Here is a 12953-nt window from a genome sequence, read left to right as displayed (position 1 = left end):
TATTGAAACATGCTTTATCAGCACTACTTATGAATGATTAACAGCCTTTATGCAAATAATGAATCACTTGGTTGCTACTACCTCGCCATGCTAAAGCAGGATCAGCTAAACTTTGTTCAAATTTACCATCAATGAGCACATCAATTAAATCAATTATTTTTTGTTGCTCTTGGTTTAGTGCTTCAAGCAAGTATCCAGTCCAAACCCAAATATCTTTACCTTGACACTCTCGCTTTACACGCTGGACTAGTTTAAACACTTGCTCAACATTAGCAGGATGCAGCGGATCTCCACCGGATAACGTTAACCCCTGTTTTTTTATCCGTTGATCATTAAGATCCTGAATAATTTGATCAGCAAGTTGTTCGGTAAATAACTCACCGGCATCAGGCGACCAAGTTGATTGGTTATAACAACCTTTACATTGATGAACACAACCGGACACAAAAAGAGTACAACGCGTGCCCTCGCCGTTTAATACATCAATTGGGTAATATTTTGAGTAATTCATAACGAGTTCTTATTTGCTTAGTATTAGTTTTTTAATATTAGTTGTTTAATATTAGTGTCTTAATGTCAGTCAGTTGCTTAATATTCAGTTCTTCTGTGCCCACCAAAGTATTAAATGAAACCTTATACTTGGAGTTCGCTTTATCAGAGTGTTCATTTTTCTTATACAAACAACTAAAGCGACTAATAAACCACAAGTTATAGATGCTTGACACGGCGTTTCACTTCTTCTTGTTTACCTTCATTAAACGGTCGTGCATCTGGACTACCTAAATACCCACAAACTCGGCGTGTTACAGCCACCTTATCAGGATCTGAATTACCACAACTCGGGCATACAAAGCCCTTACTAGTACAATCAAACTCACCAGTAAATTTACATTCATAACATTCATCAATGGGGGTGTTAGTACCGTAATAAGGCACTCGACTGTAGCTATAGTCCCAAACGTCCTCTAATGCTTTAAGATTATGCTGCATGTTTGGATATTCGCCGTAACAAATAAAGCCGCCATTGGCGATCGGTGGATAGGCCATTTCAAAGTCTAACTTATCGTAGGGATTAACGGCTTTTTCAACATCTAAATGGAAGGAATTAGTGTAATAACCTTTATCCGTCACCCCTTCTAGCACACCGAAGCGTTTAGCATCTAAGCGACAAAAACGGTCACATAAATTTTCAGAGGGAGTGGAATACAAACTGAATGCATAACCAGATTGTTCGCTCCAAGCTTGGGTTGCTTGTTTTAAACGAGTGATGATTTGTAGCGCTTTTTGTTGCTTGGTAACACAATCAAAAATATGATCTTGATGACCATACAAAGCATTTACCGTTTCATGTAAGCCAATGTAACCTAATGAAATTGAGGCGCGGCCATCTTTAAAAATCTCAGCGATACAATCATCTGCTTTCAAGCGCACGCCACAGGCCCCTTCCATATATAAAATAGGAGCAACACTCGCTTTAACCTCACTTAATCTTTCAATACGCGTATCCAATGCTTTTTTAGCCAATAATAAGCGCGTATTTAATAATTCATCAAAACGTGCTTCATTACCATCAGCCTCTAATGCAATACGCGGTAGATTAATGCTCACCACACCAAGATTATTTCGACCATCATGAATTAATTCGCCCTGGTTTTTCCCCTCTTTTTGGTAATAAACATCTAAAAAGCTGCGGCATCCCATTGGCGTTTTAAACGACCCTGTGACCTCCACGACCTTATCGTAGTTTAAAATATCAGGGTACATACGTTTTGAAGCACAGGTTAAAGCTAACTGTTTAATATCATAATTTGGATCATCTGCTTGATGATTTAAGCCATCTTTAATCGCAAAAACTAATTTAGGAAAAATAGCTGTTTTACGGTTTTTACCAAGACCCGCTATACGGTTTTTAAGAATCGACTGTTGAATTAAGCGTGACTGCCAATCATTTCCTAAACCAAAACCAAAGGTAACAAAAGGTGTTTGCCCATTTGCAGTGTGCAGCGTATTCACTTCATACTCTAAAGATTGAAAAGCGTTGTAACACTCTATTTCCGTTTGCTGCGTTGCATAGGCATGCACATCTTTAATGTTCCAATGTTGCGCAGTTTTTAAATGCTTCTCAAAACTTTTGGTTACATAGGGAGCAAGTATAGTGTCGATACCATTAATGGTAGTACCACCGTAAATGTGGCTGGCGACCTGTGCAATAATTTGTGCTGTTACTGCGGTTGCGGTTGAAATTGACTTAGGCTCTTCAATTTCTGCATTACCCATTTTAAAACCATACGTAAACATGCCTTTAATATCAATCAACATACAATTAAACATCGGGAAAAAAGGCGCATAATCTAAATCATGGTAATGAATTTCACCCGCTTCGTGTGCTCGCACGACATCACGAGGCAAAATATGCGACTTGGCATAATGCTTAGCAACGATACCAGCCAATAAATCGCGTTGCGTAGGGATCACCTTGCCATCTTTATTGGCATTTTCATTTAATAATGACGCATTACTTTGTTCAATTAATCCATCTATTTCGCTGTTTAAATGACTTTTTCGTTCTCGTGCAATATCTCTATCGTGGCGATACTCAATATATATACGTGCCAGTTCAATATGATTACTTTTCATCAAACAGGCTTCAACGGAATCTTGAATATAATGGATATCTACTTGGTCTTGTCCTGCTAAGCTTGCTTCAACTTCAGCGGCAATCGCAAAAGCATCCACACCTTTACAACGAGCAGCGCCAGAGGCTTTTAAAACCGCTTCTGCAATGCGTAAAGCATTAAAAGGGACTTGACTACCATCTCGTTTGATCACAACAGGTTTCATTTACAGCTCCAATAATTAATTCACAAGACACAATATATAGTGCCCGTGAACTATACCTAGCACAATATGTAGCATATTGATGTAAATCAACTTTGAAAACACCCAGCTCAATTTGTGCTTTAAATATTCAACTGAATGAAATAAAAAACCCTATAATATTTTTTAAAAGATCTCGGTTTATGATGAAAATGAGCAAAAAAAAACAAGTAAAAAGTTAAATAGCTACGTAAATTATCATTAATTAATACTTATCAACATGATACCTTCACCATAGTTACCCTTTTAAAGTTACCCTATTAAAATCTCCATTAATTGGGTGCTTTAATTGATTACAACAGCAAATAACTAGATCGCTAAAATTGATAATACTTTTACGCTGAACTTATCAACTTTTATTGTTATAATGCGCGTCATTTTCAACGCATCAAATCACCTACGAAAGTAGTGGAATTATTATTTATGAGCGATTATTTTTTACTCTTTTTTGGCACAGTGTTAGTTAATAACTTTGTGTTAGTGAAATTCTTAGGATTATGCCCTTTCATGGGCGTTTCAAATAAAATTGAAACAGCTGTTGGTATGTCATTGGCGACCACTTTTGTATTGACCTTAACGGCTGCGCTTTCTTATATTGTAAATAATTATTTATTAGAGCCTTTAGGATTACACTACTTACAAACTTTAAGCTTTATTTTAGTGATTGCCGTGGTGGTACAATTCACTGAAATGGTCATGCATAAAACCAGCCCAACTTTGTACCGTTTGCTAGGTATATTTTTACCGTTAATAACCACTAACTGTGCAATTCTTGGTTTAGCCTTACTGAATTTAACTGAGCAACATAATTTTGCTCAGTCTGTTATTTATGGGCTAGGTGCCGGTGCAGGTTTTTCATTAGTATTGGTATTATTTTCATCAATACGTGAACGTTTAAGTGCCGCTGATGTGCCATTACCCTTTAAAGGCGCATCTATAGCGATGATCACCGCTGGTTTAATGTCGTTAGCATTTATGGGCTTTACTGGGTTAATTAAATGATCATTAGTATTATTGTTGCGATTTTAACGCTAGGTATTTTAGGGCTTATTTTTGGCTCTTTATTGGGTTACTCGTCTATTCGATTTAAAGTGAAAGAAGACCCAATAGTTGAAGAACTTGATGCAATGTTACCGCAAACACAATGTGGTCAATGCGGTTACCCGGGTTGTAAACCTTATGCCAAAGCCATCGCTGAAGGTGATGACATCAATAAATGTCCACCTGGTGGTGAAGCTGTAATGCTACAGTTAGCAGAGCGTATGGGGATTGAGCCTAAAAAACTAGAAGGTGAAGAAAAGCCAAAGGCGGTTGCCTTTATCCGTGAAGACGAATGTATTGGCTGCACCAAATGTATTCAAGCTTGTCCCGTTGATGCCATTTTAGGTGCAACAAGACAAATGCACACGGTGATCACCGATGAGTGTACCGGCTGTGAACTATGTGTCGCACCTTGTCCAACCGATTGCATCGACATGCTACCGATCAAAATAACGACCCAAAATTGGCAGTGGAACTTACAAACGATTCCAACTAAAACAATTCCAACTGAAAGCAATGACGAGCCGTAACATGACCCAGCCTAATTATTTATTAAGTGACAAAAAATTAGAACAAATTGCTGCCGGTAAGATGTGGGATTTTCACGGTGGTGTGCACCCTGTTCAAAACAAACAGCAGAGTAATCAAAGTGCCATTACCGATGCGGGTATTCCCGAAGAATTAATTATTGCCGTTGAACAAAAAGGGCATATCCCAGAGCTATTAGTAAAGGTTGGCGATAACGTATTAAAAGGTCAGCCTTTAACCAAAGTTTATGGCGCATTAGTGGTTCAACATGCCAGTAGTTCAGGCACAATAAAAGCGATTGAACCTAGAACCGATTGTCACCCATCAGGTTTACCAGTGTTATCTATTGTTATTGCCACTGATGGCTTAGACAGAATTTATCCATATCAAGGCTTTGAAAATTATCGTAATGAAAACCCTGCAACCTTAGTTGAAGCAGTTCAACAAGCGGGCATCATAGGATTAGGTGGCGCTGGTTTTGCTACGCATTTAAAGTTAGCACACAGTGAAAACCGCTTATTAATTATTAATGCCATTGAGTGTGAACCTTACATCACTTCTGATGATCGTTTGATTCAAGAGCATGCCGATGAGATTATCGAAGGCATTGAAATAATGCAGTATATGCTGCAACCTAAACTAACTATTTTTGCGGTTGAAGATAACAAACCAGAAGCCATTGCAGCTTTTACTAAATCATTACAAGCCTTACCTAAAAGCATCAGCGAGAAGATATTACTCAGAGTGATTCCAACACGCTATCCGTCTGGCAGTGCGAAACAGTTAATTGAAGTATTAACTGGCGAGCAAACACCGGCTCACAAACATTCTTCAGAACTTGGCATTGTGATGCTTAATGTCGGTACTATATTTGCGGTAAAAGAAGCCATCATTAATGGCAAACCTTTGGTATCAAGAATAGTCACGGTCACCGGAGACGCTTTTGTTAAAAAAGGTAATGCGCGGGTACGTATCGGGACACCGATCCAGCATCTCCTAGATACTTATTGGTTAAATGAATTAGACCATCAGAAGCTTATTATCGGTGGCCCTATGATGGGATTTACCGTTAGCGATCCTGAAATGCCAGTAAGTAAAATTTGTAACTGCCTATTAGCACCAACGATTAAAGAACTACCAGAGCCCAAAGAGGAAATGAGCTGTATTCGCTGCAGTGAATGTGCAGAGGCTTGCCCCGTTGAGTTATTACCACAACAATTACTTTGGTACTCACAAAGTGAAGACCATAAAAAATTAGAAGAGTATGACCTATCAGCTTGTATTGAATGTGGAGCCTGCGCTTATGTTTGTCCAAGCCATATACCATTAGTGGAATATTACCGCGTCTCTAAAGCACAAATTAAAACTGAAAAAGTTGAAGCAGAAAAAGCTGCAATTGCACGCCAACGCCATGAAGACAGAGAATTACGTTTAGAAAACGAGAAAAAGCAGCGACAACTTAAACATAAGCAAGCCGCTGAAAAACGTAAACAACAAATGAAAGACAACAATAATGGCGAAGACCTTGTTGCAGCAGCATTAGCACGTGCCAAAGCGAAAAAACAAGCTAATGCAAATTTAGACATCAGCAAAGAGGCTGATACAGCTAATGTAGAGAAACCAAGTTCTCAAAATAGCCAAGTAGCCGCAGCGATTGCGCGCGCAAAAGCAAAAAAATTAGCAGCAGCAGAAACAGCGACTGAACCAACAACTCAGCAAGTAGATCCTAAAAAAGCAGCCGTAGCAGCCGCTATCAAACGCGCAAAAGCAAAAAAACAAGCTGCTGCAAATGCAGACTCAGAGACAACTACTGAGCCAGCAACTCAGCAAGCAGATCCTAAAAAAGCAGCTGTTGCAGCCGCTATCGCCCGTGCAAAAGCAAAAAAATTAGCTGCCGAAAATGCAGAGCCAGAGACAGCCAGTGAATCAGCGACTGAACCCACAACTCAACAAGCTGATCCTAAAAAAGCAGCTGTAGCAGCCGCTATTGCACGTGCAAAAGCAAAAAAACAAGCTGCTGCAAATGCAGACTCTGAGACAACTACTGAATCAGCGACTGAGCCAACAACTCAACAAGCTGATCCTAAAAAAGCAGCCGTTGCAGCCGCTATCAAACGCGCCAAGGAAAAAAAATTAGCAGCTGCAAATGCAGACTCAGAGACAACTACTGAATCAGCGACTGAACCCACAACTCAACAAGCAGATCCTAAAAAAGCAGCCGTCGCAGCCGCTATCAAACGCGCAAAGGAAAAAAAATTAGCAGCTGCAAATGCAGACTCAAAGACAGCTACTGAATCAGCGACTGAGCCAACAACTCAGCAAGCAGATCCTAAAAAAGCAGCCGTAGCAGCCGCTATCAAACGCGCCAAGGAAAAAAAATTAGCAAAAGAGGTTGAGACGGATCAAACAAACAATCCATCAGAGCCTGATAATACAGAAGTGATCAAAAAACGCGCTATACGAAAAGAGCAAGCTCGTTTGCATAAAAAACAATTGGAAGAAGCGCAAAAATCGACACAAGAAATGCCAAAAATGAGTGTTCAAGAAACACAACCAGAAACGAACAACGAAGACGATACTCAACAGGCTCAAGTAATAGCATCTAATGAGTCTGTCAGTGATAATAATCAAGATGATAGAAAAGCCAAAATAGCGGCTGTCATTGCCAAAGCAAAAGCCAAAAAACTGGCACAGAAGGATCAATAACCCATGGCACTTTTTAGTTCGACCTCGCCACACCAACGTATCAAAAGACGTACACCCGAAATAATGAAAATGGTTATTTTAGGGTTAACGCCGGGGATTATTGTACATAGCTACTTATTTGGTTTAGCTATTTATGTACAGATAGTATTAGCAGTCATTACCGCTGTTGCAGTTGAAGCAATATTTATGACCCTGCGCAAACGCCCTGTGATGACTAGTATTGGTGATTATAGTGCCGTGCTTACTGCGATTTTATTAGCTATTGCGATCCCGTCTCTTGCACCATGGTGGGTGATTGTAATTGGTACCCTGTTTGCAATCCTTATTGTTAAACATCTTTATGGCGGGCTAGGGCAAAATATCTTCAACCCTGCAATGGCCGGTTATGTATTGTTATTAATATCTTTTCCTGTGCAAATGACAGCATGGTTGCCAATACAATCCATGCAAGCTTTTCCTGTCACGTTTATTGATACCTTAAGCCTGATTTTTACCGGCTTCAGTGTTGATGGTTATAGTGTCACGCAAATTAAAACGTCTATCGATGGTTTCACTTTGGCAACGCCATTGGAAACCATTCGAAATGCGCTGCACGTCGGTGAAACAATATCTGAAACATTGAAAACAACCTTATTCAGTTTGGATTCACTTCAAGGTAGCCAATGGGTTAATTTAGCGTACTTAGCCGGTGGACTTCTATTACTGAAAAAACAAGTCATCATGTGGTATATCCCAGTGGCTTTCATCGTAGGTGTCACTGTTTTCTCGTTTATTCCCTTTGCAAGTGATCCCGATTTATATTCATCTCCTCTTTACCATCTATTTTCAGGTGCTACTATGCTTGGCGCTTTCTTTATTCTAACTGACCCTGTCACGGCAAGTACCACGGTGAAGGGACGCATAATCTATGGTTTATTATGTGCTTTATTAGTTGTGGTGATCCGCAATGTCGGTGGTTATCCGGATGCCGTTGCTTTTGCAGTATTGCTTGCCAATATGTGTGTGCCATTAATCGATTATTATAGCAAACCCAAGGTTTACGGGAGAAAACGCACATGATGCTACCCATTATCAGTCGTAATGCTTTCTTACTAGCAACCTTTGCCGTTGTTTGTACTGGCGCAATCGCATTAATTAACGTGTTAACACAACCGATTATTTTGCAACAGGAGCAAATTGCACTGCAAAATAATATTAATGAACTGATTGAACCTGACCAATATGACAACCAAATTATAAACAGTTGTTTCACCGTAATTGACTCAGAATTATTAGGTGACCAAACACCTAAACAAGTCTTTATAGCAACCAAAAATAAACAGCCGATCGCCGCGTTGATCCAAACCAGCACCTTTAAGGGTTACTCTGGCGAAATTAAACTACTGGTTGGCATTTATACCGATGGTAAAATTGCAGGTGTTCGTATTAATAGCCATACAGAGACACCAGGATTAGGTGATAAAATCCAAACCAATAAATCTGATTGGATTTATTCTTTTGATGGTAAAAGATATCAAGAAAGTAGCGCTAACAAGTGGGAAGTGAAAAAGGACGGCGGTACTTTTGATGCATTTACTGGTGCAACTATTACACCAAGAGCGGTTGTGCATGCCGTTAAAGATACGCTTATTTACTTTCAAAAAAACAAAACACAGTTATTTAACACCCCTGCAAATTGTGGAGATAAATAATGACGCAAGAAACAGTACACAACACGGCAAATAATGCAGATCTCGAAAGTGATATAGCGGCAGATGAAGTGGTCATTACAGCCAACGAAGACCTTCAAATCTATAAGGACTTAAGCTGGCAAGGGTTATGGAAAAACAATCCAGGCATAGTGCAGTTACTCGGGTTATGTCCATTATTAGCAGTAACTAATACTTTAACCAATGCATTAGGGTTAGGTTTGGCAACATTATTTGTTGTTATTGCCTCTAATATCTTGATCTCGTTAATTCGACATCATGTACCTAAAGCGATACGTATTCCTGTCTTTGTGATGATCATCGCTTCCTTGGTTAGCTGTATACAATTGCTGATGAACGCCTATACCTACCAACTTTATTTATCACTAGGTATCTTCATTCCATTGATCGTAACCAACTGTATGATAATAGGTCGAGCAGAAGCATTCGCCTCTAAAAATAATGTAAAACACTCCGCATTTGACGGTTTGATGATGGGCTTAGGTTTTACCGCAGTATTAGTATTATTAGGAGCTGGCCGAGAAATTTTAGCGCAAGGGACCTTATTTGATGGTATTGAAACATTATTAGGCGATTGGGCAAGTTTTATGACCATCACCCTTTACAATACCGATACCAGCTTTTTACTTGCGGCGTTACCACCGGGCGCATTTATTCTGATGGGCTTAATCATTGCCCTTAAAAACTTTATCGACCATAAAATAGTGAACAAATGAATACAGTAAAGCGCAGAGAAATATTAACCCGTTTAAGGGATAACAATCCACACCCAGAAACTGAGTTGAATTTTAGCTCCCCTTTTGAGTTATTAGTGGCAGTAACACTATCAGCACAAGCAACCGATGTGAGTGTTAATAAGGCCACAGATAAGCTATTTCCTGTCGCTAATACCCCTGAAAGCATTTATGCACTCGGTGTCGATGGATTAAAAGAATACATTCGCACCATCGGCTTATATAACAGTAAAGCTGAAAACGTCATCAAAGCTTGTAAAATGTTGATCGAGCTTCATAACAGCGAAGTGCCACAAGACAGAGATGCCTTGGTAGCATTGCCAGGTGTGGGCAGAAAAACCGCCAACGTAGTGTTAAATACAGCCTTCGGTTGGCCAACCATTGCCGTTGATACTCATATTTTCCGTGTATCTAATCGTACTAAATTAGCCATGGGTAAAAATGTTGACGATGTAGAACAAAAGCTATTAAAAGTAGTACCTGCGGAGTTTAAAGTGGATGTTCATCATTGGTTGATCTTACACGGCCGTTATACTTGTATTGCCAGAAAACCACGCTGTGGTTCATGTTTAATAGAAGATCTCTGCGAATACTCTCCACTAAAAAAAACGTAAAGAACATTTAGAAGCAAATAAACCAAAAATACATAAGACTCTTAATTGAGTCTTTTTTTTACCTTTACAAAACCAAGAACCCCACTATAGTATGTTTATGTATAATTAGAAAATGATTTTGTAATGATCAATTTGAGTAGTAATATACAAGTTAAAATATACAAGGATATGAATGGCTATTCTTTTCCAGTAGTTGCTGAAGATGGTTGCCTTCCTTGCTGCTTGTACCTCAACGCTTACCTTAATGGCAATCATAATTCACCGCTCTCTAAAGCGAAATCAAAGCAATCGCCATCTTTCTATACTCGAAAGAAATATGCCTATGAGTGCAAATTCCTATATTGTTTTTTCATGGTACAGGGTATTGACCTTGTTGAACGAGTTGCGAGTGGCATATTTTTATCTATTGAGGAAATTGACAGTTACATTCGCACTTGCAAATTCTATGCAGACACAGAAGATGACAACGAAAACAATGCAGTAGTCAGTCTTACAGATAAGCGAATTAGGGATGCCATACATGCAACATCAAACAGCCAGCCAGAAGTGTCAGCGCACACTTTTCGTCAGCGTCTAATTCGACTTAAAGCCTACATTGAGTTCTTATATGTATGCCGTCATTACGATAAAGCTGAGACTAAGCTGCAAATCAACACGGATAATAAATTTAATAAATTTAATCTCTATATAAGCGCAGCAATATCAAGCTCACGAAAAGACAACACCATCACTAAAGATGCTTTTGAATCAGCGATAGCATCGGATAAATTCTTAAAATTACTGGATGTTATTCAAGAGTCTTCGCCTGACAACCCCTTTAAGTCCAGCAAACTGAGAAATCAAATTATTACCCAAATATTGATTGATACAGGGGTTCGTGTCGGGGCTGTTTTGAAGTTGAAAGTGAGTGATTTAGTCGATGATTGGGACAACCCTCGATTCTTACTAACCCGCACACCTAATGACCCAACGGACACTAGGCGCTTACCTGCTGCAAATAAAACAAAAGCGCTATCGGTATCTGTTTCTAGTAATTTAATGAAGCTAATCAAACTTTATATCGAAACAATACGCCAAAGCACACCAAACACCCATGAACATGATTTTATCTTTGTTTCAGAGAAAGGAAAAACTAGTGGCCAGCCAATGTCTTACAACGCAATGCATAAGGTCGTTAAAATATTTGGAGATTCTGTCGGGATAAATCTACATCCACATTTACTTCGACATAAATGGAACGAACTCTTTGAAGATAAAGCAAGAGAGATGGGATTCTCACCTGATAAAATTGAAGACCTTCGTAAATACGCAATGGGTTGGGTGGAGGATTCAAAAATGGCATCAGTCTACAACGAATTCCAATTAGCGGTGACGGTTGCTGAAATATCATCGAAGAACCAAAGTCAATCTGTACCTGTATTGAGAGGTCGCTAATGAACAATACTGAACTTAAAAACTTAAAAAGCAGCTACGCAGGAAAAAGAACCTTTCAATCAAGGGAAGAGGGTTACGAGTTTGATGTTTTTTCTGATGAGTGGTCGCTAGGTTATAAGAAAACACTTTATCTTGAGTGGATGAATGAATTGGAACAGGATGTGTTTCTTGACTTACGACTGGCTATCGCTCACGCAACTAAACACTATGCTTATAAAACTATAAATAGCCATATCAGCATATTAAAAACCATTTGCGATTACTTAGAGCCAGCAACTTTCGAGGCATGGTGGTTAACACTCACAGTCTATAAAAAGGGGGTAAGAGACGCACTATTCGTACTCTGCAAACGAAGTCATGAGTACAATAGCCACCTATTAACACCGTTATATAACATCATTAAAGATGATAATTTAGGCACAAAAAGTGCCTTGAAGGGTATCCTTGATGAGACGACTGGTGCTTACAGTGAAATTGAGCGTGACAACCTCCTTGAAGCACTAAGAATTGAAACACTCAATGCACTTGATAAGGAGTTTGTTACGACAAAACCTTTTACTCGCTTTAGAAATGTGTTGGGTTCTCAGTTGATGGTCGCAATTACAAGAAGACCTTCGCAACTGGTTCAAATAAAATGGTGCGACCTCTTGCGTGTCGGTCAAGCGTTTAAGTCGCACAAAGAAAGCAACCGAGAGTGGCAACCTCTAACACAGCATCACTTTTCTGATGTAGAGCAATTACATTTACGAACCTTTAAAGGCAAAGAAGGCACGTTTAGAACTAATGCTGAATCGCGTTCGCATCGCTTAGAGCCCGACCTGTCTAAGCTATTACTTCAATATTACCAAGTTTATGAAAGCTTTCTTTGTGCTTCATTAAGTCAGCACGACATTACACTGTCTGAGAGCGAGATAAAAGAGTTGATGCAGCGACTCCCTTTGTTTCCAGACCAGAGCTTATTCTCGGCAAAATTTGATACAAAAGAGAGTCTTTTTCAATCAGTAAGCGATACATCAGAGTCTTTTCATCTATCTGCTGACAGCTTTGCACGGAATATCACTTACTTGTTCAATAAAAAATTAAATGTAAAAAGTGACCGTATTGCGCATACCCCCCTTACTTTTAAAAATAACCGCTGGCGACACACCCAGTTAACCCTTGCGGCTTGGATGGGGTTAAGCCCTGCACAAGTTGCTGCGATTACTGGCGTTACGGTAGATGCAATACAATCCTACCTTGATTTAAAAGCCCCTGAGCGAGTTAAAATTGATGAAGCCTTTGCAGGTAACAGTGTGATACAGCGATTTGAT

The 12953-nt window shown here is 39.3% G+C and carries 11 protein-coding genes; 9 read left to right on the top strand and 2 right to left on the bottom strand.

Annotation, left to right across the window (positions count from 1 at the left end; genetic code table 11):
* Positions 1-37 precede the first annotated feature (37 nt).
* Entirely contained in the window at positions 38-511 is a 474-nt protein-coding gene (gene nrdG, locus MT391_RS09180) for an anaerobic ribonucleoside-triphosphate reductase-activating protein (RefSeq protein ID WP_499497692.1), read from the bottom strand.
* 197 nt (positions 512-708) lie between these two features.
* On the bottom strand, positions 709-2841 hold the full coding sequence (gene nrdD, locus MT391_RS09175) for an anaerobic ribonucleoside-triphosphate reductase (RefSeq protein ID WP_499497690.1): 2133 nt from the start codon (positions 2839-2841) through the stop codon (positions 709-711).
* 459 nt (positions 2842-3300) lie between these two features.
* Here nrdD and rsxA point away from each other — a divergent pair, with 459 nt between their 5' ends.
* The 9 genes from rsxA to MT391_RS09130 form a co-directional block, all read left to right on the top strand.
* Positions 3301-3879 carry an electron transport complex subunit RsxA gene (gene rsxA, locus MT391_RS09170; RefSeq protein WP_028870201.1) on the top strand — a complete coding sequence of 193 codons (579 nt, stop codon included), beginning with the start codon at positions 3301-3303 and terminating at the stop codon, positions 3877-3879.
* Positions 3876-4448 (top strand): electron transport complex subunit RsxB, encoded by a 573-nt coding sequence (rsxB, locus tag MT391_RS09165; RefSeq protein WP_166371581.1) that lies wholly within the window; start codon positions 3876-3878, stop codon positions 4446-4448. The genes rsxA and rsxB overlap by 4 nt, the downstream gene beginning before the upstream one ends.
* Position 4449: 1 nt before the next feature.
* Complete coding sequence (gene rsxC, locus MT391_RS09160) at positions 4450-7152, top strand: electron transport complex subunit RsxC (protein ID WP_499497688.1); 2703 nt, start codon at positions 4450-4452, stop codon at positions 7150-7152.
* Between the two features lie 3 nt (positions 7153-7155).
* Complete coding sequence (gene rsxD, locus MT391_RS09155; RefSeq protein ID WP_499497686.1) at positions 7156-8211, top strand: electron transport complex subunit RsxD; 1056 nt, start codon at positions 7156-7158, stop codon at positions 8209-8211.
* Positions 8208-8843, top strand: a complete 636-nt coding sequence (gene rsxG, locus MT391_RS09150) for an electron transport complex subunit RsxG (RefSeq protein ID WP_499497684.1) — start codon at positions 8208-8210, stop codon at positions 8841-8843. Before rsxD ends, rsxG begins: the two co-directional genes overlap by 4 nt.
* Positions 8843-9577: an electron transport complex subunit E gene (locus tag MT391_RS09145; RefSeq protein WP_499497682.1), complete on the top strand. Its 735-nt coding sequence runs from the start codon at positions 8843-8845 to the stop codon at positions 9575-9577. Before rsxG ends, MT391_RS09145 begins: the two co-directional genes overlap by 1 nt.
* Positions 9574-10209 carry an endonuclease III gene (gene nth / locus MT391_RS09140; protein ID WP_499497680.1) on the top strand — a complete coding sequence of 212 codons (636 nt, stop codon included), beginning with the start codon at positions 9574-9576 and terminating at the stop codon, positions 10207-10209. The genes MT391_RS09145 and nth overlap by 4 nt, the downstream gene beginning before the upstream one ends.
* A 123-nt stretch (positions 10210-10332) precedes the next feature.
* The gene (locus MT391_RS09135; protein WP_499497678.1) at positions 10333-11643 is read left to right on the top strand and encodes a tyrosine-type recombinase/integrase; all 1311 of its coding nucleotides are present in this window, start codon (positions 10333-10335) and stop codon (positions 11641-11643) included.
* On the top strand, positions 11643-12953 hold a 1311-nt coding region (locus tag MT391_RS09130), incomplete at its 3' end, for a hypothetical protein (protein WP_499497676.1). The genes MT391_RS09135 and MT391_RS09130, both read left to right, overlap by 1 nt.

It is taken from the genome of Vibrio sp. 1-Bac 57, from assembly GCF_037546855.1.
Taxonomy (GTDB): Bacteria; Pseudomonadota; Gammaproteobacteria; order Enterobacterales; family Psychromonadaceae; genus Psychromonas.
The sequence above is the reverse complement of the archived record's forward strand: the minus strand, read 5'-3'. Positions and strand labels throughout refer to the sequence as shown.

What these genes read in the sequence shown, in the direction of transcription:
- nrdG (WP_499497692.1), bottom strand. Translation starts at nt 511, where the DNA reads ATGAATTACTCAAAATATTACCCAATTGATGTATTAAACGGCGAGGGC.
- nrdD (WP_499497690.1), bottom strand. Translation starts at nt 2,841, where the DNA reads ATGAAACCTGTTGTGATCAAACGAGATGGTAGTCAAGTCCCTTTTAAT.
- rsxA (WP_028870201.1), top strand. Translation starts at nt 3,301, where the DNA reads ATGAGCGATTATTTTTTACTCTTTTTTGGCACAGTGTTAGTTAATAAC.
- rsxB (WP_166371581.1), top strand. Translation starts at nt 3,876, where the DNA reads ATGATCATTAGTATTATTGTTGCGATTTTAACGCTAGGTATTTTAGGG.
- rsxC (WP_499497688.1), top strand. Translation starts at nt 4,450, where the DNA reads ATGACCCAGCCTAATTATTTATTAAGTGACAAAAAATTAGAACAAATT.
- rsxD (WP_499497686.1), top strand. Translation starts at nt 7,156, where the DNA reads ATGGCACTTTTTAGTTCGACCTCGCCACACCAACGTATCAAAAGACGT.
- rsxG (WP_499497684.1), top strand. Translation starts at nt 8,208, where the DNA reads ATGATGCTACCCATTATCAGTCGTAATGCTTTCTTACTAGCAACCTTT.
- MT391_RS09145 (WP_499497682.1), top strand. Translation starts at nt 8,843, where the DNA reads ATGACGCAAGAAACAGTACACAACACGGCAAATAATGCAGATCTCGAA.
- nth (WP_499497680.1), top strand. Translation starts at nt 9,574, where the DNA reads ATGAATACAGTAAAGCGCAGAGAAATATTAACCCGTTTAAGGGATAAC.
- MT391_RS09135 (WP_499497678.1), top strand. Translation starts at nt 10,333, where the DNA reads ATGATCAATTTGAGTAGTAATATACAAGTTAAAATATACAAGGATATG.